The organism is Cryobacterium luteum, assembly GCF_900110125.1.
GTDB classification, from domain to species: domain Bacteria; phylum Actinomycetota; class Actinomycetes; order Actinomycetales; family Microbacteriaceae; genus Cryobacterium; species Cryobacterium luteum.
This window is the reverse complement of the sequence record NZ_FOCN01000001.1, coordinates 177,781-200,558: the sequence shown is the minus strand read 5'-3', so window position 1 is coordinate 200,558 and position 22,778 is coordinate 177,781. Positions and strand designations below refer to the sequence as shown.

Annotated in this window: 21 protein-coding genes; 13 read left to right on the top strand and 8 right to left on the bottom strand. The window is 65.4% G+C overall.

What is annotated here, in order from left to right; genetic code table 11:
• Nucleotides 1-91: 91 nt before the first annotated feature.
• Nucleotides 92-523, top strand: coding sequence for a 50S ribosomal protein L11 (gene rplK / locus BMW72_RS00910; RefSeq protein ID WP_092106326.1), 432 nt, complete (start codon nucleotides 92-94; stop codon nucleotides 521-523).
• Between the two features lie 139 nt (nucleotides 524-662).
• Nucleotides 663-1,352: a 50S ribosomal protein L1 gene (gene rplA, locus BMW72_RS00905; RefSeq protein ID WP_092106323.1), complete on the top strand. Its 690-nt coding sequence runs from the start codon at nucleotides 663-665 to the stop codon at nucleotides 1,350-1,352.
• Between the two features lie 345 nt (nucleotides 1,353-1,697).
• Here rplA and BMW72_RS00900 read toward each other — a convergent pair whose 3' ends face one another.
• The 3 genes from BMW72_RS00900 to BMW72_RS00890 all read right to left on the bottom strand — a co-directional run bounded on the left by BMW72_RS00900 (nucleotide 1,698) and on the right by BMW72_RS00890 (nucleotide 5,895).
• Nucleotides 1,698-3,062 (bottom strand): NAD-dependent succinate-semialdehyde dehydrogenase, encoded by a 1,365-nt coding sequence (locus tag BMW72_RS00900; protein ID WP_092106320.1) that lies wholly within the window; start codon nucleotides 3,060-3,062, stop codon nucleotides 1,698-1,700.
• A 180-nt stretch (nucleotides 3,063-3,242) separates the two neighbouring features.
• Complete coding sequence (locus tag BMW72_RS00895) at nucleotides 3,243-4,202, bottom strand: ATP-binding cassette domain-containing protein (RefSeq protein ID WP_092106317.1); 960 nt, start codon at nucleotides 4,200-4,202, stop codon at nucleotides 3,243-3,245.
• A gap of 211 nt (nucleotides 4,203-4,413) precedes the next feature.
• A complete protein-coding gene (locus tag BMW72_RS00890) occupies nucleotides 4,414-5,895 on the bottom strand; it encodes a helix-turn-helix transcriptional regulator (protein ID WP_092106315.1) in 1,482 nt (493 codons plus the stop codon).
• Nucleotides 5,896-6,160: 265 nt separating this feature from the next.
• Here BMW72_RS00890 and aceB point away from each other — a divergent pair, with 265 nt between their 5' ends.
• From aceB to BMW72_RS00875, 3 genes are all read left to right on the top strand, one after another.
• Nucleotides 6,161-7,834 carry a malate synthase A gene (gene aceB, locus BMW72_RS00885; protein WP_092106313.1) on the top strand — a complete coding sequence of 558 codons (1,674 nt, stop codon included), beginning with the start codon at nucleotides 6,161-6,163 and terminating at the stop codon, nucleotides 7,832-7,834.
• A 269-nt stretch (nucleotides 7,835-8,103) separates the two neighbouring features.
• Entirely contained in the window at nucleotides 8,104-8,811 is a 708-nt protein-coding gene (locus tag BMW72_RS00880) for a hypothetical protein (protein WP_092106311.1), read from the top strand.
• A 77-nt stretch (nucleotides 8,812-8,888) separates the two neighbouring features.
• On the top strand, nucleotides 8,889-9,386 hold the full coding sequence (locus tag BMW72_RS00875; protein WP_166787760.1) for a signal peptidase I: 498 nt from the start codon (nucleotides 8,889-8,891) through the stop codon (nucleotides 9,384-9,386).
• Here the strand turns inward: BMW72_RS00875 and BMW72_RS00870 are convergent.
• Nucleotides 9,383-10,804 (bottom strand): cryptochrome/photolyase family protein, encoded by a 1,422-nt coding sequence (locus tag BMW72_RS00870; protein ID WP_092106307.1) that lies wholly within the window; start codon nucleotides 10,802-10,804, stop codon nucleotides 9,383-9,385. The two genes, BMW72_RS00875 and BMW72_RS00870, sit on opposite strands and share 4 nt — an antisense overlap.
• Before the next feature lie 306 nt (nucleotides 10,805-11,110).
• Here BMW72_RS00870 and BMW72_RS00865 point away from each other — a divergent pair, with 306 nt between their 5' ends.
• The 5 genes from BMW72_RS00865 to BMW72_RS00845 all read left to right on the top strand — a co-directional run bounded on the left by BMW72_RS00865 (nucleotide 11,111) and on the right by BMW72_RS00845 (nucleotide 15,122).
• Nucleotides 11,111-11,683, top strand: a complete 573-nt coding sequence (locus tag BMW72_RS00865; RefSeq protein WP_092106305.1) for an alternate-type signal peptide domain-containing protein — start codon at nucleotides 11,111-11,113, stop codon at nucleotides 11,681-11,683.
• A 113-nt stretch (nucleotides 11,684-11,796) separates the two neighbouring features.
• Nucleotides 11,797-12,405: a hypothetical protein gene (locus tag BMW72_RS00860; protein WP_092106303.1), complete on the top strand. Its 609-nt coding sequence runs from the start codon at nucleotides 11,797-11,799 to the stop codon at nucleotides 12,403-12,405.
• A gap of 3 nt (nucleotides 12,406-12,408) precedes the next feature.
• Complete coding sequence (locus BMW72_RS00855; RefSeq protein WP_092106301.1) at nucleotides 12,409-13,713, top strand: RICIN domain-containing protein; 1,305 nt, start codon at nucleotides 12,409-12,411, stop codon at nucleotides 13,711-13,713.
• Nucleotides 13,710-14,294 carry a signal peptidase I gene (locus BMW72_RS00850; RefSeq protein ID WP_092106299.1) on the top strand — a complete coding sequence of 195 codons (585 nt, stop codon included), beginning with the start codon at nucleotides 13,710-13,712 and terminating at the stop codon, nucleotides 14,292-14,294. The genes BMW72_RS00855 and BMW72_RS00850 overlap by 4 nt, the downstream gene beginning before the upstream one ends.
• A gap of 36 nt (nucleotides 14,295-14,330) precedes the next feature.
• Nucleotides 14,331-15,122: a hypothetical protein gene (locus BMW72_RS00845; RefSeq protein WP_092106297.1), complete on the top strand. Its 792-nt coding sequence runs from the start codon at nucleotides 14,331-14,333 to the stop codon at nucleotides 15,120-15,122.
• A gap of 78 nt (nucleotides 15,123-15,200) precedes the next feature.
• On the opposite strand, the gene BMW72_RS00840 is transcribed toward BMW72_RS00845, so the two are convergent.
• The gene (locus BMW72_RS00840) at nucleotides 15,201-16,178 is read right to left on the bottom strand and encodes an NADP-dependent oxidoreductase (RefSeq protein ID WP_241983968.1); all 978 of its coding nucleotides are present in this window, start codon (nucleotides 16,176-16,178) and stop codon (nucleotides 15,201-15,203) included.
• 120 nt (nucleotides 16,179-16,298) lie between these two features.
• Complete coding sequence (locus BMW72_RS00835) at nucleotides 16,299-16,826, bottom strand: YqaJ viral recombinase family protein (protein ID WP_092106798.1); 528 nt, start codon at nucleotides 16,824-16,826, stop codon at nucleotides 16,299-16,301.
• Between the two features lie 324 nt (nucleotides 16,827-17,150).
• Here BMW72_RS00835 and BMW72_RS00830 point away from each other — a divergent pair, with 324 nt between their 5' ends.
• From BMW72_RS00830 to BMW72_RS00820, 3 genes are all read left to right on the top strand, one after another.
• The gene (locus BMW72_RS00830; protein ID WP_092106295.1) at nucleotides 17,151-18,245 is read left to right on the top strand and encodes a hypothetical protein; all 1,095 of its coding nucleotides are present in this window, start codon (nucleotides 17,151-17,153) and stop codon (nucleotides 18,243-18,245) included.
• 68 nt (nucleotides 18,246-18,313) lie between these two features.
• Nucleotides 18,314-19,060, top strand: coding sequence for a response regulator transcription factor (locus tag BMW72_RS00825; protein WP_092106293.1), 747 nt, complete (start codon nucleotides 18,314-18,316; stop codon nucleotides 19,058-19,060).
• A gap of 23 nt (nucleotides 19,061-19,083) precedes the next feature.
• Nucleotides 19,084-20,592, top strand: coding sequence for a sensor histidine kinase (locus BMW72_RS00820; RefSeq protein WP_092106291.1), 1,509 nt, complete (start codon nucleotides 19,084-19,086; stop codon nucleotides 20,590-20,592).
• On the opposite strand, the gene BMW72_RS00815 is transcribed toward BMW72_RS00820, so the two are convergent.
• Nucleotides 20,589-21,050: a MarR family winged helix-turn-helix transcriptional regulator gene (locus tag BMW72_RS00815; RefSeq protein ID WP_092106289.1), complete on the bottom strand. Its 462-nt coding sequence runs from the start codon at nucleotides 21,048-21,050 to the stop codon at nucleotides 20,589-20,591. The genes BMW72_RS00820 and BMW72_RS00815 overlap by 4 nt on opposite strands.
• Nucleotides 21,047-22,648: an MDR family MFS transporter gene (locus BMW72_RS00810; protein WP_134361569.1), complete on the bottom strand. Its 1,602-nt coding sequence runs from the start codon at nucleotides 22,646-22,648 to the stop codon at nucleotides 21,047-21,049. The genes BMW72_RS00815 and BMW72_RS00810 overlap by 4 nt, the downstream gene beginning before the upstream one ends.
• Nucleotides 22,649-22,778 lie beyond the last annotated feature (130 nt).

The window sequence follows — 22,778 nt, the reverse complement described above, 5'->3', positions numbered from 1 at the left end:
CCACGCTGGTTCCCCAGACCACCGGGGCCCATCCGGGCCGCCGGGAGAGCGGCCCCCGGGCTGCTCGCACATCAATACGAAGGACAACATCATGGCACCGAAGAAGAAGGTTACAGGTCTGATCAAACTTCAGATCAAGGCCGGCGCAGCCAACCCCGCACCGCCCATCGGGCCGGCACTGGGCCAGCACGGCGTCAACATCATGGAATTCTGCAAGGCCTACAACGCAGCGACCGAAGCCCAGCGTGGCAACGTCATCCCCGTTGAGATCACCGTCTACGACGACCGTTCGTTCACCTTCATCCTGAAGACCCCGCCCGCAGCGGAGCTCATCAAGAAGGCCGCCGGAGTCGCCAAGGGTAGCGGAACCCCGCACACCGTCAAGGTTGCCAACCTCACCCAGGCCCAGGTACGCGAAATTGCCGAAGCGAAGATGGTTGACCTCAACGCCAACGATATCGACGCCGCCGCGAAGATCATCGCCGGAACCGCCCGCTCCATGGGCATCACGGTCAGCGCCTAGCACCAACAACTGCGCGAACAATAAACTGCGCGAGCACACCCCCGCATCGGCGCCACGGGCGCCGGAAGCACCCTTAGCAATTAGTGGAAGAGCCTGCCAGGCTCGCACCACACTCTGAAGTACATACAGGAGATTCAACATGGCAACCAAGTCAAAGGCGTACCGCGCCTCCGCCGCCAAGATCGGCGAAGACAACGTCTTCACCCCGGCCGAGGCCGTCGCCCTCGCCAAGGAGACCGGCTCCGCGAAGTTCAACTCCACGGTTGAGGTCGCCCTCCGCCTCGGAGTCGACCCCCGCAAGGCCGACCAGATGGTTCGTGGAACCGTCATCCTCCCGCACGGCACCGGCCGCACCGCCCGGGTCATCGTCTTCGCAACCGGCCCCGCCGCTGAAGCTGCTATCGCAGCCGGCGCCGACGAGGTCGGTGGCGATGAGCTCATCGAGAAGGTAGCCGCTGGCTACACCTCGTTCGACTCCGCCGTCTCGACCCCCGAGCTCATGGGTAAGGTCGGTCGTCTCGGAAAGGTGCTCGGCCCGCGTGGCCTCATGCCGAACCCGAAGACCGGAACCGTGACGCCCGACGTCGCCAAGGCCGTGTCCGACATCAAGGGCGGAAAGATCGAATTCCGCGTTGACAAGCACTCCAACGTGCACTTCGTCGTTGGCAAGGCGTCCTTCTCCGCCGACCAGCTGAACGAGAACATCTCGGCAGCGCTCGAGGAGATCAACCGCCTCAAGCCGAGCTCGTCCAAAGGCCGTTACATCACGAAGGGTGTCGTCTCGACAACCTTCGGTCCTGGCATCCAGCTCGACGTCAACAGCATCTAAATAACAGATTCACCAAGAAGAGCCCGTCTTCGGACGGGCCCTTCTGCTTTAAGCGGATGGCTGTGGCCGGGTGGCTTTCGGCGGGTTGCGCTGGCAGCGGATCACTTGCTCCTCAGCTCAAACAATGAGGCCTTTTTGGGGGGAGCCGCGAAAAGCGTGCGGATCCCCCCAAAAAGACCTCATAACTCGACACCCCGCAAGCAACCCGCCGCCAGCGCTCGTGGCGGCAGCGATGGGGTCAGCCTCGATGACCGCGCCCCATATCGGTAGCCGCTACGGTAACCCGCGTAGCGCGCACCCAGATCGGGCGCGCGCATCCGCTGTCAGGCGGTGGTCGCGGCCGGGTTAGCCGATGCGGATCATCTTCTTGTTGACGAATTCGTCGGCGCCGAAACGACCAAGCTCACGCCCCGAGCCGGACCTCTTGACGCCACCGAAGGGCAGCTCGGCACCGTCGGCACCGACCAAATTGATGAAGACCATGCCGGCCTCGATGCCGTCGGCAACGCGCAGTGCCTGCTCGGGATCGGTGGTGAAGACGTAGGAGCCCAGGCCGAACGGGGTGTTGTTGGCCAATGCGACTGCGGCGGCCTCGTCGGGGACGCTGAAGATCTGTGCGACCGGACCGAAGAATTCTTCGTGGAAGGCATCGGAGCCCGGCGCCACACCGGTGAGCACGGTTGCGGTGAAGTAGTTGCCCTCAGAGGTTCCGCCCGTGACGAGGGTGGCGCCCTGAGCCACAGCGCGCAAAACCTGCTCGGTGAGCGTTTCGGTGGCCTTTGCCGAGGAAAGCGGCCCGAGCCCGGTACCGTCCTTGGTCGGGTCGCCCAGCTCGACGGCGGTGATTGCCGCGGTGAACTTGTCAAGGAAAGGCTGGTACAGCTCCTCGATGACGATGAAACGCTTGGCAGCGTTGCAGGCCTGCCCGTTATTGTCGATCCGCGCGGCCACGGCGGCGCCGACGGTCTCATCCAGGTCATCGGTGGACAGGAGGATGAACGGGTCTGAGCCGCCGAGCTCGAGCACGACCTTCTTCAAGTTGCGCCCGGCGATCTCAGCAATCGCCGCTCCGGCGCGTTCCGAACCGGTGAGCGAGACACCCTGCACGCGCTTGTCGGCGATGACCGTGGCGATCTGGTCATGGGAAGCGTAGAGGTTGGTGTACGCCCCGGCGGGGAAACCGGCGTCGAGCATGATCTGCGCGATCGCGGCGGCCGATTCGGGGCACTGCTCGGCGTGCTTGAGCAGGATGGTGTTGCCGATGATCAGGTTCGGTCCGGCGAAACGGGCAACTTGATAGTACGGGAAGTTCCACGGCATGATGCCCAGTAGCACGCCGAGCGAGCTGCGCCGGATGAGCGCCGAACCCTCGCCGGCGAGCAGGTTGATAGCTTCGTCCCTCAGTAGGTCCGTCGCGTTGTCGGCGTAATAAGCGTAGATGTCGGCGCTGAAGTCAACCTCGCCGAGGGCCTGTTCCATGGGCTTGCCCATTTCGCGCACGATGATATCGGCAAGCTCCTGGCGGCGCTCGAGGTGCAGTTCGGCCACGCGGCGCACGAGCGCTGCACGGTCTTCGACGCTGATGGAGCGCGACCAGGTGTGTGCGTCGTCTGCGGCGGTGAGCGCGGCGGTGAGCTCGGCATCCGAGATGGTGTCGTAGGTCTTTACAGTCTCCCCGGTGGCCGGGTTGATGACGGCGTAGCTGGTCATAGGCTTGATCCTTCACTGGTCGGGCACCCAAGAAATCGGCACCGATGCAAACTCTGGTTTGTCAAAGATATAGCAACGAATGATTAAAGACGAGGCCGCCGGTCCCGGCTCAGCAGAACGCGTAACAGCAGACCGGGGCAGGCCGGAAAGCGTGGTCAGCATGGCCTCCACGGACCGAATCTACGCGGCGGGGCTGCCCGGCCACTCGTTCGCGGCCGCGTACAGCAACTCGCGGGTGTACGGATGCTTCGGGGAGTCGAATAAGTCGGCGACGGAGGCGTATTCCACGATCCCACCGGTGCGCACCACGGCAACGCGGTGGCAGGTGCGCGCGGCCACTCGCACCGAGCGGGTCACGATGATCATGGTCAGCGTGCGGTCGCGCTGCAACTGGCCCAGCAGCTCAAGAATCTCGGAGCTGTCCGATGCGGTGAGGGTGTCCGACGGGTCGTCGGCCACAACAAGATTCGGATTGCCGGCGAGGGCACCGGCAATCTGCACGCGCAGCGCCATCGTCGCCGATACCTCGTGCGGAAACGCGGTGAACGCGTGCTCGGGACGTTCGACGCCGGCCTGGTGCAGCAGCTCAATGGAGCGTTCGTAGGCGGCCGGTTTCGACAGGCCGAGCGTCGCACGCAGCGGTGCCGCCAGATGGCTTCCGACGGTCGCCGCCGGGTCCAGGCCGGCGAGCGGATCGCGCGACAGGTAAGCGATTTTCGGGCCGTGCAGCGGGTGCCGGGATCGTGCGGGTAGCCCGACCAGCTCGGCACCGTTGAACAGGATCGACCCTGAGCGGATGGTGGCCGGTGTCGGCAACACGCCGGCGATGCACTGGGCGACCTCGAGAGCCCCGGAGAAGTCGTCACCGACCAGCCCGACTACCTCACCGCAGGTGATGGAGAGCGAGATGCCGTTGACGACCCGGGGTGCGTTCGCGTGAGCCGTTACCCCAACCTGGAGACCCCGTACATCGAGCAGCGTCGCCGAGCGAAACCAGTTCGACGGCATGGGCGCTGTCGTTTCGGCCGGCGTTGCAGATGTAATCCGCTCCTGCGGATCGATCATGGATTGTGCCAGCGAGGGGATGCCGGCGCGCACGACGCGACAGAGGCACCGGAACATACCGCGAGCGTCACACATGGTCGGCTCGCATTTCAGTAGGTCGAGACGACCGGCGATGCATGGATAAGCCCGACCGACAATCTCTGGTGCGTGGTACGCAAGAATGTCCCGGTTTCGAGCATTGTCACGTCATATCAATGCTACCGAAAGTATTGCCGACAACGTACCGGTTTGTTTTTTTTGAGCGAATGCGCACGCATCCGTCCCGCGGACCCGGCAGCCCGCGCGGTCAGTGCGGCGAGTGGGCTTCGAGGAATTCGTACACCTCGGTCTGGTCGACTCCTGGAAAGGTGCCGGTGGGCAGCGCGGCGAGCAGGCTCGTCGGGGTGCGCGCGGCCGGCCAGGACTGCCCGGCCCAGCGGCCGGCGAGGTTGTCGGGCGCGCGGCGGCAGCAGGACTCATCGGGGCACAGCGACACGGCACGGTTCTGGGTCTCCCGGCCTCTGAACCACTTCACGTGCGCGAACGGTACGCCCACGCTCACGGAGTACTCGCCTTCCTTGGCTTTCTCGATGCGGGACGTGCACCAGAAGCTTCCGGACGGCATGTCCGTGTACTGATACCAGGCGCTGAAACGGTCTTCGACGTCGAACACGGTGCGGGCCGTCCAGCTGCGGCAGACCGTGGTTCCCTCGACAGCGCCGAGCGCGTCGCTGGGAAAACGCACGTTGTCGTTCTCATAGGCCTTGATGATCGTGCCGGATTCGTGCACCTTCATGAAGTGCACCGGAATGTCCAGCCGGGCCGTGGCGAGGTTGGTGAACCGGTGCGCGGCCGTCTCATATGAAACCGCGAAGGCATCCCGCAGGTCTTCCATCGAGATGCGCCGCAGGGTTTTGGCCTCGGTCAGCATGCGCACCGCGTCTTGTTCCGGAACGAGGATCGCCGCGGTGAGGTAGTTGGTCTCGACCCGCTGGCGCAGAAATTCAGCGTAATTTTTCGGCTCTTCGTGGGCGCAAAGGTGGCTCGCGAAGGCTTGTACGATCGGCGAGCGTGAGTCCCGCGATGCGGAACGCTCGGTCGGCAGGTAGATGCGTCCGTTGAGTTTGTCGGTGACCGACCGGGTGGAGTGTGGCAGGTCGTTGACGTAGTGCAACGAAAAGCCCAGGTGGGTGGCCATGTCGGCGACAAGCTGCTGGGACACCGGACCGCCGGAATGCCCGACCGCGGTGAGCAGCTCGAGGGCCTGCGCCTCCAGCTCGGGAAAATAGTTGTCTTGCTGGCGCATGATCTGGCGCAGGGCCGAGTTGGCCCGACGTGCCTCTTCCGGTGTCGCGGCGCGTTCCCGGTTGAGACGGTCGATTTCGTTGTGCAAGCTCAGGATGGTCTGCAGGGTTTCGTCGCTCTGCCCCTTGCTCACCCGAATGCGGGGGAGTCCGAGCGCTTGGAATACCGGACCGCGTTGGGCCCGCTCAACCGAGATTTCCAGGGCGGCGCGCTCGGAGGGGGCATCCGTTCGCATGAGCTCCTCGACGGTGGTGCCAAGGGCCAGGGCGATCGTGCGCAGCATCGAGAGGCGGGGTTCGCGTTTGCCGTTTTCCATCATCGATACCTGCGAGGGCGCGCGGTCGATCGCGGCGGCGAGGGCATCGAGCGTCATGCGCCGGCTCGTGCGCAGTTCCCGGATGCGACGGCCCAGGGTGAGGGCGTCGAGCTCGGGTTCATCGATGCTGAGGGACGACAGTGCGGAGAGGGCTTCGGCGGGGACCATAGGCTCAGTGTCACACAATTGAAAAGTTTCCACAATCAGAAGAACATGATTTCTTCTGTTGACGAATGGTGGTTTCGTGCGGTGCGGACGGGGCAGAGTAGAAGCACAGGCAAGCACCGACTTTTGGATCACGACCGCACTACCCTCGCGTTCGTCGATTCGACCGAAGCAGAACAGCACATCCCCCTCCGCCTGAGATCGGGCGAACCGCGCAGTTGCGGCTCGCCCCCTGTCGGTATCACCTACTTTCGCAAGGAGCCAGACCATGAACACCCCGAACCCGACCCTCGATCAGGCGGTCAACTCCGAAACCGTGAAGACGAACACCGGCAGCTTCGCCACCATTCGCCCGCACCTCGAGGTCACCGGCCCGCTGGGCGACCGGTACGACGAGATCCTCACCCCTGACGCCCTCGAATTCCTCGCCGAACTGCACGAACGTTTCGCCGGCACCCGTCACGACCTGCTCGCTGCCCGCCTGCAGACGCGAGTGGACGCCGCAAACGGTCGCGACCCCAAGTTTCTGAGCGAAACCGAGAGCATCCGTCTCGATCCCACCTGGAGAGTTGCAGGAGCCGGACCCGGCCTGGAAGATCGCCGTGTCGAGATCACCGGCCCAACCGACCGCAAGATGGCCATCAACGCGCTGAACTCGAGCGCCAAGGTGTGGCTCGCCGACCAGGAAGACGCCACGAGCCCGACCTGGACCAATGTCATCGAGGGCCAGCTGACCCTGTTCGACCAGGTGCGCGGCCAGCTCAGCTTCACGAGCCCCGAGGGCAAGAAGTACGAAATCACGAACGAGTCGACGCCGACCATCGTGATGCGTCCTCGCGGCTGGCACCTCGTTGAAAAGCACATCACGTTCATCGACCGCGCCAACCGCCGCATGAAGTCCTCCGGCAGCCTGATCGACTTCGGCCTGTACTTCTTCCACAACGCCAAGAAGCTTATCGAGAACGGTACCGGCCCGTACTTCTACCTGGCCAAGCTGGAGAGCCACAAGGAAGCACGCCTCTGGAACGACATCTTCACCTTTGCCGAAGAGCGTTTGGGCATCGAGTACGGCACGGTGCGCGCCACCGTGCTGATCGAGACGATCCAGGCCGGCTTCGAGATGGAAGAAATTCTCTACGAACTGCGCGACCACTGCGCTGGCCTGAATGCCGGACGCTGGGACTACATCTTCAGCATCATCAAGACGTTCCGTGCCCGCGGCAGCCGTTTCGTCTTCCCTGACCGCAAGCAGATCACCATGACGGTGCCGTTCATGCGGGCCTATACCGAGCTGCTCGTCTCCACCTGCCACCGTCGCGGCGCCTTCGCCATCGGCGGCATGAGCGCCTTCATCCCGAACCGCCGCGACCCGGCGGTCACCGAGCAGGCGCTCGCCCAGGTTGCCGCCGACAAGAAGCGTGAAGCCAGCGATGGCTTCGACGGTTCCTGGGTGGCGCACCCCGACCTGATCCCGACCGCGCAGGCCGAGTTCGACCAGGTGCTCGGCGACCGGCCGAACCAGCTCGAGCGCCTGCGCCCCGAGGTCACCGTGACAGCCGCCGAGCTGCTCGACGTGGCTTCGGTCGGCGGTCAGATCACCGAGGCCGGTGTGCGCGGCAACGTGCTCATCTCGCTGCGGTACATCGAGTCCTGGCTGCGCGGCGTTGGCGCAGCGGCCATCGACAACCTGATGGAAGACGCTGCGACCGCGGAGATCTCCCGCTCGCAGCTGTGGCAGTGGATCCACGAGAACTCGGTCACCGCCGAGGGCCGCCGGATCGACTCCGACTGGGTCGAAGAAGTGCTCGACGATATCGTGGATGGCCTTGAGCGCACGCCCACCGACCGTTTCGACGACGCCCTCACCGTGTTGCGCACCTCCGCTCTCGAGCCTGAGTTCCCGACGTTTCTCACGGTCGGAGCGTATGCTCGTTTCTTCTAAATAGTTCTTCGCAGGTAAGACTGCGGTTTCGCGAAGCGGGCAAATGGCTGTCTCACCCCGGCATCATCACAGGGGTGCAGACAGCTGTTTGCCCGTTTTTTCGTTCCCAAGCGACGATTCGTTCCATCCCCCCAATTGGGGGCGGTCGCTACCCAATGGGGGGCATACATGAGCTTGCTTCATCTCTATGGTTTTGAATATAGATAGTGAATGAAATTCACTATCTCAATTCGGAATCGACAATTTGAGATGAGACTGACGTGAAACTTATGTTAAACCGCAAGAAAGCTATCGTGGGCGCCGGTGGCGTGGCCGTGGCGTTGACCATGGCGCTCGCTGCACTCGGGCCGACCGGTGCGTACTTCAGCGACACCGCGCAGGGTGAAATTACGGGATCCCTTGGGTCGATCAAGATTTCGGGCTCAGGAGGATCGGGCAGTGAGGGCCTCAACCTCAAGTTCTCGAACCTGTTGCCCGGTGAGGCGCTCCAGACCCAGACCGTGGGTTATGAGAACACAGGACGCAGCAATCAGGACGTCTGGGTTGTCTTTAATGATGCAGACGCGCTGCATGCGTTGAATGATCTTGGAAACTTTGGCGCGTTCAACGTGACAGCGAACGACACGACGGTATTCAATTCGACTAATCTTGCGGACGGTAAAGCTCCTCTGTCCAAATGCGGCACTTTGGCTGCACCCGGTGTCGACGATGGTGGAATCCTTTGTCACCCGCTGCCGAAGATGGTGCAGGTCGCCTCGAACGTGGCACCAAATACTTGGAGTGGCCCTGATGGCCACATAAGTTTCGGCTTTGCCTACCCCGAATTCGAACGCAACGGGGTCAGTAAGTCGCTGGACAATGCCTCGAATGTTAAAGGTGGCGGGGCGTGGAACAGCTACCCGGTTGCTGCGCCGACCATGAACGGTCTTCCGTACCAGATCGTCGCAACCCAGGTCGGGCAGAAGCCCGGCTTGTAGGGACCGATGAATCGGCTTGGGCGTCGCTGGAGGGAAGCGACGTCCAGGCCAATCCCCTCTGGATCGGGAGAATCTCCGTGAAAAGACTCAAAGGCACCCTGGTTCTGCTCCTCGTGCTGGCAGCCGTGCTCACTCCGGTGGCCCTCGTGGCGACGGGCGCCCTGCCCTATCGGGCCTACGTCGTGCGCACCGGGTCGATGTCGCCCAGCATTCCGCCGGCGAGCATCGTAATCGTTGAGGCAGATCACTACGAGGTCGGGCAGGTCATCACCTTTCGGCGTGCCGGTGATCGCACCACCCATCGACTCATGGCCGTCAACGACGATGCCACCCTCACGACCAAAGGCGATGCGAACGACACGGTCGATCCGTTCACCGTACCGCCGGCCGCTGTCATCGGCGGTGTGGCCGCCTTCGTGCCCAACCTGGGTTACCTCGTGGTGTACCTGCAGAATCCGCTCGCCGTCGGCTCCCTCATCATGTGCGTGCTGAGTATCTGGTACATCGGTTCGTCCGAAACCAAGTCCGAGCCCAGGCCTACGGGCAAGCCCAGAGTCTCGGTTCGGGTTGCCTAGCTTGCCGACTGCCCCTTGACCCGCTCGTAGGCCGCGAGGGCAGCGCGACGCGTTTCGCCGAGGTCCACGAGCGGGGCGGGGTAGGCATCCGTGCCATATTCGGGCACGTTCTCGCGAATGTATTGCTGATGGGGGTCGAACTTGGCCGCCTGCAACTCGGGATTGAAAATACGAAAATACGGCGCGGCATCCGCTCCGGAACCGGCCACCCACTGCCAGCCGAACGGGTTGCTCGCCGCGTCGGCGTCGACCAGGGTGTCCCAGAACCAGCGCTCGCCTTCGCGCCAGTCGACCAACATATTCTTGATCAGGAATGATGCGGTCACCATGCGTACCCGATTGTGCATACTTCCGGTTCGCCAGAGTTCGCGCATGCCGGCGTCGACGAGGGCGAAGCCGGTGCGACCCTGCTGCCAGGCGGCCAGGGCATCCTGATCGAGCGGCGGCCAGGGGAAAGCGTCGAAGGCGGGGCGCAGGTTCTCGGTCGCGAGATCCGGGGCGTGAAAGAGCACGTGGTACGCGAATTCCCGCCAGCCGACCTCGGCCAGAAACCGGGTCGCGCTGGCCAACTCACTACCGCGGAGGCCGCGCTGGGCCGTCTGGGTGGCCGCCCACACCTGGTACGGACTGATCTCGCCCCATCGCAGATGCGGAGACAGGCGTGAGGTCGCGTTCTGGGCCGGTTCGTCGCGTTCGGTGGCGTAGCGGGGGAGCGACTCGGCCAGGAAGATGTGGAGCAGGGCTTGAGCGGATGCTTCGCCCGGCGTCCACGAGGCGCGCAGGCCGCCCGCCCAATCGGGGCTCGACGGTTGGAGTCCCCAGTCGTCGAGGTCGTCGGAGACGAGGGCGGCTGTGGTGGGGTCGCCCGCCCAACCGGGAATAGCGGCCGGAGTCGGGTAAGGCGCGCGCGGCGGCGCACCAGCAGTGCAGGCCCGCCAGAACGGTGTGAACACTGAATAGGAGCCGCCCTGCCCGGTCTGAATCGTCCACGGTTCGAACAGAAGTGATCCGGCGAAACTGTGAGCATCGACTCCGCGTTCACGCAGGTCGCTCTTGATCGCGGTGTCGATCGTGCGTTCGGCCAGGCCGTAGCGGCGGTTCCAGAACACGGCGGAGGCATCCGTTTCGTGCACCAGACGGGCGATGATCGGGCCAGCCGCACCGCGGCGCAGAACCAACCGACCACCGAGGGCAGCGATGGAGTCGCCGAGGGATCGCAGGCTCTGGTGCAGCCACCAACGGGCCGCGCCGCCGAGCGGGCGTATTCCCGTGGATTGCTGGTCGAGCAGGTAGAGGGCCACGATTGGCTGCCCCAGCTCGATCGCTGCGTGCAGAGCTGGATGGTCGGCAACCCGCAGATCGTCGCGAAACCAGACGATGACGGGCCCGGCGTGGTCGGTTCGATGCTCTGACGTCATGTGGTCTCCTCGTGAAACTCCAGTCTGGACCATGCCACGGGCCAGACCAATTCGGAGGTAGAACGGTCTGTCCCTTCCGGTCGGCGTTGAACTTGTCCCCCCGCCCGCATGTCGCTTTTTCGTTGCATTCCTACCAATTAGCCGCGAAATGCTCTGGCTCGCCTGTTGATTTCAACTAATTCAGTACCAATTGAACTTTTACCCTAAACCCCATTCTGGGGGTGAACGACGGACAGACAAATCTGTCTGTCCCACATAGTGTGTGTACCACTCGCCCCTGAGTCGATCTCCCGAAAGGTCTCCACTATGAACAAGCTTCTCGTTAGCGCTATCGCCGGTGCCGCCGGACTGACCCTGCTGCTCGGCGGCGCGGGAACGTTCGCGCTCTGGAATTCCAGCACATCGATTGCCGGCGGAACCATCACCGCCGGCGCCCTGACGGTAGTCGACAACGCCGCCGCCGGTGTGTGGAAGAGCGGTGCCACCGAAATCGTCCTGAGCACGTACAAGATCGTGCCCGGTGACGTCCTCACCTACACGAAGAAGGTAGATATAACGGCAACCGGCGACAACATGGTCGCGACTCTGGCCGTTGCTCCAGCGAGCATCACCGCCACGAGCGCAACCACCACACCCGACGGGAAGCTCGCAGGCTACATCACGAAGAGCGCCCAGGTATCAATCAGTGGCGCAGGCATCACCGGTTCCGGCCCGACCTACACGATCACACCGACGGGGACCGGCGTTATCTCGCGCGCTGCCGTGGTCACCGTCACCCTGACGTTCCCCAAGAGCAGCACCGCAGGGTTCGAGAACGATGCCATGCTCGGCTCGGTCAACCTGGGCGCCCTCGCCGTGACCCTGACGCAGACCACCTAGTTCTTCACCACCTCCTGCACCGTCCCTGGTGTGCCCATCACCCGACGATGAGCACCCGGGCGGTGCGCTCGCCCCTCCAGCTCCTCCGTTCAACCAGAAAGCGCGGTGATGACATGAAGACAGCCCGTGGACGCCACAGCGCTTCGCGTGCTGAACGTCGCCCCCACCGTGCCGGGCCGACCCTGCGGCTACGTGCGCGGGCCCTGGTACTGGCCGCAGCATCCACTCTTCTGGCAGTCGTGCTGGCCACGACCGCTGCCGGCGGCACCTACGCGCTGCTGAACTCGAGCGCCGCCACACCGTCAGCCACGGTATCGTCGGGAACGGCCACAATGATGGTCTCGGCCCTCACGCTTCCCGCCGCCCCGCTGTACCCGGGACTGGTGATTGCTGCCGCGGTCACCGTCACGAACACCGGTGACGTGCCACTGACCGTGACCCGCTCGTCGCTGATCGCGCCGACGGCTGCCTCGACCCTCTCCAACTCGCTCACCATCGGACTTGCCGTCGTCGCCAACACGGCCGGATGCACGAGCGCGGTTGCCCCCAGCTCGAAGGGAACATTTGCCAATGCGCCGTCGACGGCCGTGGGCCTGACCCTCGCCAAAGCGCAGTCCGGAACGGTGTGCGTGCTGGTCGCGCTGCCCGTGGACGCCCCCAGCCTGAGCCAGTCGTCGTCAGCGGCCAACTTTGCCGTCGTTCTTACCGGAGTGCAGGCCTAAACCATGACCCGTTCACGCCACCAGGCTGCCGCTCGCCCTCGCCGGCAGCGCCGCACCGCCGCCCTGCTCGGCACAGTACTCTTTCTCGTGCTCGCGGCCTCCGGTGCCGCCCACGCCGCCTGGACCACTGCGGCATCGACCGCCACGGGATCCGTGACCTCGGGCAAGGTCAGCATCGCGCAATCCGATTACGACCAGCTGAAATTCGACTACACGACGGGCAGCTCCACCACAACCAAGCCCATCACGATCACGAACGGCTCCGTGCCGGCAGCGTATGCGCTGACGTTCAGCGCCGTGGCGTCGCCCGCGGCGCTCGCCGGAGCTGTCACCGTCACGACCTGGCCGGTCACCGCCGCGGCCAATTGCACCGCGAGCACGACGCTTCCCGGAAACCAGACCGTCGTTACCTGGGCGAGCGCAACGCCGCTGACCGGGTCACTCGCCGCGAATGGGTTCGTCGTGCTCTGCGTGCGCACCGCGATGTCGTCCACGACGATGTCGACCTACGCCGGAGGCCAGGTCGCGGTTCGATTGGATCTGAGCGCGGCCGTCGGTACCAATTGGAAGGCCCAGGCAGAGTCGGTCACTGTGACACAGACTGTGCCTGATGTCTCCCGGCCGACTTCGCCGACCAATCTGACCGCCACATCGACAACGGATGCCGCCGCCACACTCACCTGGACGGCCGCCAGCGACAACGTCGGTGTCGCCATCTACCGCCTCTATCGCGACGGGGAGCGGGTCGGTGGGGACCTCGCCGGCAGAACCTATACCGATACCGGACTCAATGTCGGCACGACCTACGTTTACACCGTCGACGCTGTCGACGCGGCCGGCAACTTCTCAGACCAGTCGACGCCGGCGTCCGTCACGACGAGCCCGACACCGTCCGCAACTACCTGGTACCGCGTGAAGAGCGGAACGCTGTGCGTCACCGGATCGACACGAACAAACGGGGCAGTCACGGTGGAGGCCTGCGACGAGACCAAAGCGACCCAGCTCTGGAAGTACGAGGGCACGAACAGCGCCTTCATTAGCTCGAAAGACGCACCCGGACTGGTCTGGCAGCGCCCGACCCCGGGGTTCAAGACGATCGTGGTGGCAGTAGGCGACGCGACGGAACCTGGCCAACAGTGGAGCGGCGACCTGGTGGGCAATGGTGTCTATCGGTTCACCATCGGGCCCAACAAAAACAAACCGGACTGCGCGTACGTGCCGGCCAACACAGCAGGAACGGCGCTCAAGGTGCAGCCGTGCGCTGCGGCGGCCTCCCAGCAATTCACCCTGACGGCGGCGAACGGATGATCCCCGCATCGATACCCCTGACCAACGCTCCGAAGGGCATCGTTCACGCGCTCAGCGTTGCTATCAGCGGGGCGCTTCTGCTGCTCGTGGTCATGCTGTTCGCCGTGCTGGTTGTCGTGCCCAAGCTCACGGGCGCAACGCCGTTGACGGTGCTGACGAGCTCAATGGAGCCACACCTGCCGCCCGGCACCCTGATCGTGGTCGACCCGGTCAACACCGACGACCTCGTGATCGGGGATGTCGCGACCTATCAAATGCACTCGGGCGAGCCGGCGGTGATCACCCACCGCATCATCGCGATCAGTTCCTCCACGGACGGTACCCGGAGTTTTCAGTTTCAGGGAGACAACAACAGTCTTCCCGATCCCGACCTCGTGCTCGCAGCCCAGATTCAGGGGCGACTCTGGTATTCCGTTCCGCTGATCGGCTATGCCAACAACTTCGTCAACGGGGCGAGCCGCGCGGTGATCATTCCGGCAGTGGCCGTGGCGCTGCTCGGTTACTCGACCGTGAGGCTCGTCGCTGGGCTCCGCGCCGCCCGTCCTCGCCCTCGCGGTGCCCATCGCCGCGTGGCGGTCTGATCGATGTCTACCCCCGAAAGTCGGTGCTCCTCGACCATGCAGCCACGTTATGCCCAGCCTTTTGTCGGCGGTTTCCGTGTGCGTGGCCTCCGCTTCGTTCGCCTGCTGGGCGCCGCGACCTCGGTGCTGTTGCTGGTATTCCTCGCGTTGTTGGCCGGGGCGCCCGGGCCGGCATCGGCGAACTCGGTGTCGCCCAGGCCAGTGGCGGCCGCGCCGCGTGACCGTCTGGCCACCAGCCTCAGGGTCGGCGACGTGCAGGTCAGCTCGGACGGGGTGCACTTCGCGAGCAGTCTGCCGACCGATTTGTTCGACGTGTACGTGACGCTGATTCCGAATGGGTCGATGCGGGCGTCCCTGTGGATCCACAACCCGAGCGACCAGTCTGCGGTAGTGCGGGTGAGTCTGCGCAGTGCAGAGGGGGCATCCGCTGGGCTGAATCAGTACCTCACCCTGGGCGTCACGATCCCTGCCGACCTGACCGCGCCCACCGCGACGTTCGCGGGCGACGCCGATTGTGCGGTGCTCGCGCCGGTTCAGCCGCTCGCCGCTGGCGCGACGCCGCGAGCCGAGGTCAGCATCGACATGATGAACGTGACCGGGCTGACCGGGCCGAACGAGACGGCGAATCTGGGCCTCGTGGTGGCCCTGCGGGACGCGGTCGCTGGGCCGTTTTCGTCGTCGGCCTGCGCCGACACGGGAGTGTTCGTCGCCGTTCTGGGGGCTTCGTCAGCGGCGCCGCGGCCAGCCGCCCTGTCCGGGACCGGGGTTGACCTACCCGTTCCCGCCATCGTCGGGGCGTTCTGCTGCTGGGTCTGGGCCTGCTTTTGACGTTCCGCCGTCGCCGAGAACGGAACGAAATCTAGATCCCGGCGGTCCCGGCTGGCGGGCAGCGGATGCCGATGCCCGCTACGAGACGCGCAGCACGATCTTACCGCGAGTGTGACCCTCCTCGATCAGTCGGTGGGCTGCGGCGCCGTCGGCGAGTTCGAACACTGCGTCGACGTGTACGCGCACGACGCCCGCGTCGAGGAGCTTCGAGATCTCGTCGAGGGCGCGCGCGTCGGGGGACACCTTGAAACCGGTCGCGCGGCGGCCGGCGGCTGCGGCATCCGCTGCCATGGTCGGCCAGCTGCCGGTTGGTGCGTTCACGAGCAACCCCCCGGGCCGCAGCACGGTGAGGGAGCGGGTGCCGGTGTTGTCGTGCACGTTGCCGATGAGGTCGATGACCGAATCGAGGTCGTGCACGACGTCGTCGAAGCGGGTGGTGGTGTAGTCGATGACCTCGTCGGCGCCGAGCTTGCGCAGAAAGTCGAGGTTGCGGGTCGATCCGGTGGCGGTCACGTGGGCGCCCAGAGCGCGGGCGAACTGCACCGCGAAGTGGCCGACGCCGCCCGCTGCGGCGTGCACGAGCATGCGCTGCCCGGGGGCAGCCCCGGCCAGCTTGACCATGCCCCAGGCCGTGAGGGCGGCGATGGGAACGGCGGCGGCTTCGGCATGGCTGAGCCTGGCCGGTTTGCGGGTGACACTCATGCTCGACACCGAGACGTACTCGGCGAAACTGCCGCCGGTGCGCGGCACCCGGCACAGGCCGTAGACGGCGTCACCGGGCTGAAGCGGTGAGGCCTCGAAGGCCGAGCGCACGACGACGCCGCTGAAATCGTTGCCGAGAATGGCCGGATAGCTCTCGATCGCGGCCGCGACGCCCTTGCCGGAGCGGGTCTTGGCGTCGATCGGGTTGAGGCCGGCGGCGACGACCTTGACGAGCACCTCGTCGGAAATCTGCCGGGGCAGCGGCCGCTCGGCCAGGTGCAGCCGCGAGGGGGCGCCGGTCTCGTCGATGACGAGGGCGCGCATGGTCGGCGGAAGTTCGAAGTCAGGGGCCATGCCCACCATTCTGCTGCATCCCGCCCCGTCAGTGCTTTCCGGGCCCGGGCCCGGAAAGCGGGCCCGTGATAGATCATGGTCCCAGCGACCGGGCCCGGGCCCGGTAACAGGAGAGGAGGGCTAGCGTCGAGCCTGCTGGTCGAGGTTGTCGATCAGGGCGTTGGCCAGGCCGACCAGGATAGCGATCTGGTCTTCATCGCGCTCGATCCAGCGAAACTGCGGCACGGCCGCGACCGGCACGAAGTCGAGGTGTTCTTCCCAGACCAGCAGGGTGCGGTCGGCGCCGAGCACATATTGCTGCCACCACACCTGTCGCAGATAGCTGCGGGGAATGCTGCGCCACGGCTTGCTCGTGGTCTTGATCTCACACAGGTGCAGGTCGCCGCCGGCCACGACGCCGACTCCGTCGGGTGTCGCCAGATGCCGCGGGTGCCCGAGCGACCGAAAAAGGTTGGTACTCGGCTCAATGCCGTAATTCTCCAACACCCACGCGGCGATCACCGGCTCGCGCGCCCGGCCGTGGTCGGTGTAGCTATTGCCGGCGAAACTCGTGCCGTGCATTTTGTCCCGCGCCGCATTGACGATGGATTTCGGGGTGGACAGCTTCGCGACATCCGTTGCCGTGATGCCCTGATTGCGCGCCCGCATCCACGCCACCCGGTCGGTGGAGTCGGCGACGATGCGCAGCGTGTGCGGCGCGGGCAGAGAAGCGGATGTCGAGGGCTGGTCCAGGTCGAAGAGGGACAGCGTGGAATTCGGCACTCCTCTATTGTGTGCCCGCGCGCCCGCCCGGCCTGCCACCGCCACGGGGTGCCGCCCGATTGCTCGACGCCGAGTGAGCCCGGCTGCCTGAGCGGCGCATCCGCTCAGGTGAGAATCGTTATCGCGAAGAGACCGGAGTTCGCTAGCGTGGGGGCACGGCTACCAATCGGGGGATCAACGATGTCACAGATTGCACACTCAGCTCGCACAATGCGATCAGCCGCGCTCGCCGGGTTGGTCACACTGACCGTGCTGTTGAGCGGATGCGCCGGCCTGCCCGGCTACCCCGCCGCCACCGACACCCCGGTCGCGCAGCTCGGCGCCGCTGTCGACTGCCAGGCGCCCAACCTCAATAACAACGGAATGGTCTTTCCGGCCGAGGTCCCGGCCCAGACCGATCTGACCGCCACGCGTCCCGACGCCCCCGCGCCAGGCATGGTTCCGGCCGGCTTCGAACCGGTCGCGGCCTATCGCTGCAACTTTTACGGCAGCGTCGACGACGCGGAGGGCCGCTGGTCGGCCGTAACCGTCGAGACCCGCACGGGCAACTTCGACGCACTGCTCGCGGCGCTCGCCGAACCCAACGACCAGCCCGGCCTCAACCAGGTCTGCACCGCCGACATGGAGATCGTTCCGGAACTCTGGCTCGAAAACGCGGCGGGTGAAGCGCTGCGGTTGGCCTGGCCGCGCACTTCCTGCGGCAAGACCAAGCCGGCGACTTTGAAAGCGCTCGAAATGCTCGAGCTGACCGAAACGACGGTGCTGCCGCTCGTGCTGCAGATCGGTCGCGATGCCCTCGACGCCGGCTGCGCCATGAGCACGAGCACGCCCGAGCTGTCGCTGCTGTTCGGCGTCACGAGCCTACAGACCTATTTCGGCGCGGTCGGCGAGGACCTGCAGCCGATACCCGTTCCCCCGGCGGAGACCCCGTCGTATGCCGGCGTCGACGGGGCGAGTGTCTGCTTCTACACGGTCGTTCCGGCCGCCGATTCCGAACTCGACTCCATCGAAGGCATTGACGACGAAGCGCTCACCGGCATGATGCGCCTGCGGTTCGGCACCTTTAACGGCGCGACCACCCTGGCACCGGATGCTGCAACGCTGCTTCCCGCCGCAGCATCCGCTCTGCAGGCACCCGAGTGCAGTACCGACCCCACCCGGTTTGCGGTGATCTGGCCAGAGCGCGCCGGCACCCGGCTGGACACCGCGATCCAGGTGGAACTCGACGGCTGCCAGCGGCTGGTCGTGCCTGGCCGCCACGCGCTCGTGCCGGCGCCGGCGCTTCTGGCCGCACTGACCGCCTAGCTGGGGCCTCAGGCTTCCGAGGGCGCACTCATAGCTACTTCATAGATAACTGCCGGATACTCGTCAGAATGAGCAGACGTGAGAGCACCCACACCGGCCACGGCCCGCGGCTGACCAAAGCTGATGGCAGCGCCATCCGGGTGCTGGTCGTCGACGACGAACCGACCCTCACCGACCTGCTCTCGATGGCCCTGCGCTACGAAGGCTGGGAGGTGCGCACCGCCGGTGAGGGCCGCCAGGCGCTCACCATCGCCCGCGACTTCCGCCCGGACGCCATCGTGCTCGACATCATGCTGCCCGACATCGACGGCCTGCAGGTGCTGCAGCGGGTGCGCGCCGACGGTTACGAAACCCCCGTGCTCTTTCTGACCGCCAAGGATTCGCTCGACGATCGCATCGCGGGGCTCACCGCGGGCGGCGACGACTATGTCACCAAACCGTTCAGCCTCGAAGAGGTCGTCGCCCGGCTGCGCGGCCTCATTCGCCGCTCCACCCTAGCTGTGGCCGACTCGACCGACCCGCGCATCACCGTCGGCGATCTCACCCTCGACGAAGACAGCTACGAGGTTTTTCGTGACGGTTCGGCCATTGAACTGACCGCGACCGAGTTTGAACTGCTGCGTTTTCTCATGCGCAACCCGCGCCGGGTGCTCAGCAAAGCGCAGATTCTCGACCGGGTCTGGAGCTACGACTTCGGCGGCAAGTCGAGCGTCGTCGAAATCTACATTTCCTACCTGCGCAAGAAGATCGATGCCGGTCGCGATCCGATGATTCACACGGTGCGCGGTGCCGGCTACATGCTCAAGACCGCCTGATGCCAGGGCTTCGACCAAAGCGGATGCCGCGCCGCCGGCCCCGAGCGCCCTGGACCCTGCAGCGGCGCCTCGTGCTCACCGTCGTCGCGCTGCTCGCACTCGTGAGCGTCACGATCGGGGTGGTGAGCGTTGTCATTCTCCGCGCCTCACTGATCGACCGCCTGGACGTGCAACTCGCCTCAGCTGTCGAGCGCTCCGGCGTGGTGCTCGGCGGCGGCGACAATGATGGCGACCGGTTCGGCGATACCCCCGAATCTCCCTACTTCGGTATGCCGGCGGCCGACAGTATCCTCGGTGGCCCTGCCCAGCCCCCCGGCCTGCTCGCCCTCGTCTATGACGGAACGACCATCACGACCGGCTACACCGACGACCAGAGCGGTGCCATCGAAGAACTTTCCGGCGATCAGGTGCAACTGCTCGCCGACCAGGTGAACCAGTCGGCCCCGGTCACGGTCGATCTCGGCGGTGAACTCGGCGAGTACCGCCTGCAGGCGCACACCTCACGCACCGGCATCCTCTATCTGGTCGGGTTGCCGCTGTCCGGCGTCGCGGCCACAGCAGCTCAGCTGGCCCTGATCATCACGTTCGTCTCGCTCGCCGGACTCATCGTCGTGGCCATCATCGCCGCCTGGGTGGTGCGGCTGGCCTTGCGTCCGCTTCAACGCGTGACCGCGACCGCCACCCGGGTGGCGCAACTGCCCCTGGACCGCGGCGAGGTTGCGCTCGATGATCGGGTTCCGGCCGGCGACACCGATCCGCGCACCGAAGTGGGCCGGGTCGGCGCCGCCCTTAACCGCATGCTCGACCACGTCGACCTCGCCCTGGAGGCGCGGCAGACCAGCGAACGCAAGGTGCGGCAGTTCGTCGCCGACGCGAGTCACGAATTGCGCACCCCGCTCGCCTCCATCCGTGGCTACTCCGAACTCACCCGTCGCAGCGGCCAACATCTGCCGCCCGACACGATCCACGCGCTCGGCCGGATTGAATCCGAGTCGGTGCGCATGACCGGCCTGGTCGAAGACCTGCTGCTGCTGGCCCGGCTCGACGAGGGCCGCGAACTCGAACAGCAACCGGTCGACCTCACCGTGCTGCTGGTCGACGCTGTGAACGACGCGCACGCGGCCGGCCGCGATCATGTCTGGAACCTCGAGCTGCCCGATGAACCGATCGAGGCGATCGGCGACGAACCGCGCCTGCGTCAGGTCGTCGCGAACCTGCTCGCCAACGCGCGAGTGCATACGGATGCCGGCAGCGAAGTCATCGTCGCGCTGCAAGCCGTCGGCGACCGAGCTGTGATCACGGTGACCGACAACGGTCCGGGCATTCCCGAGTCCCTCACCGACACCCTGTTCGAACGATTCGCCCGCGGCGACACCTCACGTTTTCGCGGAACGGGCAGCACCGGCCTCGGCCTGGCAATCGTGGCAGCGGTCGTCGCCGCGCACCACGGCGCGGTCACCGTCGACAGCCAGCCCGGCCGTACCCAGTTTCGGGTCGAGCTGCCGCTCGCCGGTGCTGCCGAAGCACACTAGTCGGGTTCGTTCAGTCGTTCCAGCAGGGTGGCGAACTGGTCCAGCTCAGCGGGCGTCCACCGGCTGAGGCGCCGGTGCACGAGGGCCGTGCGATTGCGGCGCACCTCGGCGAGTTTCTCCTCGGCGTGGGCCGTCAGGGCCAGAAAGCGGGCGCGTCCGTCGAGCGGGTCGACTCGGGTCGCGACCAGCCCGAGCGCACAGAGCAGCTTCGCCTGGCGGCTGATCATGCTGCGATCCACCGCGAGCACATCGGCGACGACGCCGGCATGCGTTTCACCGCGTCGGGCGAGCACGCGCAGCAGGGCCAGTCCGAAAGGCTCAAGCGTCGGGTCGATCACGGCCGCGGTCGAACGCGTGTTGACCCGAATGTGCGATGCCAGCATGGCCATCTGCGCCTCGACGCGGGTCAGCTCAGGGCTGTCGCCCTCCACCAGGAGCGGTTCCACCACGTCACTCACGGCATGGCCTCCGGCGCCGAAACCAACGCCGTATCGTGGGCCCGATCGATGCCGGTCTCCGTTCCGAGAGCATGATTCGGCAGGAGCGACACCGTGAGCAGGGTGACGAGGGCCAGCGGTGCGCTGATCAAAAAGATCGTGCCGACGCCGGAGCCGTAGGCCGTTTCCACGATGATGCGCAGCACATCGGGCAGCAGATTCACCTGTGGAATGACGCCGTCGCCGAGCAGCCGGCCGGCATCCGCTTGATTGCTTGGGCTGAGGTTGCCGACGCTGCTCGTGATCTGGGTAGCGACGACGCTGCCGAGGATGGAGCCCATCACCGAGACGCCGACCGCCCCGCCGAGGCTACGAAAGAAGGTCACCGAGCTCGTGGCCACGCCGAGGTGCCGCACCTCGATGGTGTTCTGCACGACCAAAACGAGGTTTTGCATGACCATGCCAACGCCGGCGCCGAGGATGAACATATAGACGCCGACGAAGACGAGACTCGTGTTCACATCGAGGGTGCCGAGCAGGGTGGTGCCGGCGAGCATGAGCACTGAGCCGGAGACCATGATCGACTTCCAGGTTCCGCGCCGGCTGATCACCGTGCCGAACAGGGTCGACGAGATGAGCAGGCCTCCCATCATCGGAATCGTGAGGAGACCCGACTGGGTGGGCGTGGCGCCGCGGGCGAGCTGCATGTATTGGCTGAGGTAGACCGAGGTGCCGAACAGCGAGACACCCACCGCGAGGCTCGCAACGGTTGAGAGGCTGAAGGTGTGGTTGCGAAACAAGCTGAGCGGAATGATCGGTTCCGGCGCACGAAACTCCACGATGATCGCCACGACGAGCAGAACGGCGGCGCCGATCACCATGGCCCACGAAGTCAGTGAGAGCCACTCGAACTGCGAACCGGCCAGCGTCACCCAGATCAGGAGGAGCGAAACACCACTCGTGATGAGCGCGGCGCCGAGGTAATCGATGCGCACGACCCGCTTCACGCGAGGCGGCAGGTGCAGGGTGCGCTGCAAGAGCACGATAGCGACGATCGCCACCGGGAGGGCGATGAAGAAATTCCAGCGCCACCCGAAGGCATCCGTCACGACGCCGCCGAGCAGCGGGCCGCCGATGGTGCCGAGGGCCATGACCGCGCCGAACAGGCCGGCGTAGCGGCCGCGCTCGCGGGGGCTGATGATGTCGGCCATGATGATCTGGCTGAGGGCTACCAGACCGCCGGCGCCGAGGCCCTGCAATACGCGGAAGGCGATGAGCGTGCCGGCATCCTGCGAGAAACCGGCGAGCGCGCTGCCAATCACGAACACGCCGAGGGCCAGCTGAATGAGCAGCTTGCGGTTGAACAGGTCGGCGAATTTGCCCCAGATCGGCGTGCTGACCGTCGTGGCCAGCAGGGTGGCCGTGACCACCCAGGTGTAGGCGGACTGCGAACCCTTGAGATCGCTGAGAATGAGCGGCAACGAGGTGCTCACGACGGTGTTGGCCAGAATCGACACGAACATGCCCAGCAGCAGGCCCGAGAGTGCTTCGAGCACCTGACGATGGGTCATCGAGCCCTCGTTGATGGGTTCCCGCTGGGTACGGTTGGCGCGGCTCATGCGACTCCTCAAATGATTGACAACTATCAACGATAGATAAGTAGTTGATGGATGTCAATCATCTTTCCAACGGATGCCGCCGCCCCTGATTTGCACGCGCCCGACCCGTGCCGTACAGTGGTCCTCAGCC

Coding starts and splice junctions, on each gene's coding strand:
- BMW72_RS00895 (WP_092106317.1), bottom strand. CDS start 4,202: ATGTGTGACGCTCGCGGTATGTTCCGGTGCCTCTGTCGCGTCGTGCGC.
- rplA (WP_092106323.1), top strand. CDS start 663: ATGGCAACCAAGTCAAAGGCGTACCGCGCCTCCGCCGCCAAGATCGGC.
- BMW72_RS00880 (WP_092106311.1), top strand. CDS start 8,104: ATGTTAAACCGCAAGAAAGCTATCGTGGGCGCCGGTGGCGTGGCCGTG.
- BMW72_RS00865 (WP_092106305.1), top strand. CDS start 11,111: ATGAACAAGCTTCTCGTTAGCGCTATCGCCGGTGCCGCCGGACTGACC.
- BMW72_RS00855 (WP_092106301.1), top strand. CDS start 12,409: ATGACCCGTTCACGCCACCAGGCTGCCGCTCGCCCTCGCCGGCAGCGC.
- aceB (WP_092106313.1), top strand. CDS start 6,161: ATGAACACCCCGAACCCGACCCTCGATCAGGCGGTCAACTCCGAAACC.
- BMW72_RS00830 (WP_092106295.1), top strand. CDS start 17,151: ATGCGATCAGCCGCGCTCGCCGGGTTGGTCACACTGACCGTGCTGTTG.
- BMW72_RS00870 (WP_092106307.1), bottom strand. CDS start 10,804: ATGACGTCAGAGCATCGAACCGACCACGCCGGGCCCGTCATCGTCTGG.
- BMW72_RS00850 (WP_092106299.1), top strand. CDS start 13,710: ATGATCCCCGCATCGATACCCCTGACCAACGCTCCGAAGGGCATCGTT.
- BMW72_RS00840 (WP_241983968.1), bottom strand. CDS start 16,178: ATGGCCCCTGACTTCGAACTTCCGCCGACCATGCGCGCCCTCGTCATC.
- BMW72_RS00845 (WP_092106297.1), top strand. CDS start 14,331: ATGCAGCCACGTTATGCCCAGCCTTTTGTCGGCGGTTTCCGTGTGCGT.
- BMW72_RS00810 (WP_134361569.1), bottom strand. CDS start 22,648: ATGAGCCGCGCCAACCGTACCCAGCGGGAACCCATCAACGAGGGCTCG.
- rplK (WP_092106326.1), top strand. CDS start 92: ATGGCACCGAAGAAGAAGGTTACAGGTCTGATCAAACTTCAGATCAAG.
- BMW72_RS00835 (WP_092106798.1), bottom strand. CDS start 16,826: ATGCGGGCGCGCAATCAGGGCATCACGGCAACGGATGTCGCGAAGCTG.
- BMW72_RS00860 (WP_092106303.1), top strand. CDS start 11,797: ATGAAGACAGCCCGTGGACGCCACAGCGCTTCGCGTGCTGAACGTCGC.
- BMW72_RS00900 (WP_092106320.1), bottom strand. CDS start 3,062: ATGACCAGCTACGCCGTCATCAACCCGGCCACCGGGGAGACTGTAAAG.
- BMW72_RS00890 (WP_092106315.1), bottom strand. CDS start 5,895: ATGGTCCCCGCCGAAGCCCTCTCCGCACTGTCGTCCCTCAGCATCGAT.
- BMW72_RS00825 (WP_092106293.1), top strand. CDS start 18,314: ATGAGCAGACGTGAGAGCACCCACACCGGCCACGGCCCGCGGCTGACC.
- BMW72_RS00820 (WP_092106291.1), top strand. CDS start 19,084: ATGCCGCGCCGCCGGCCCCGAGCGCCCTGGACCCTGCAGCGGCGCCTC.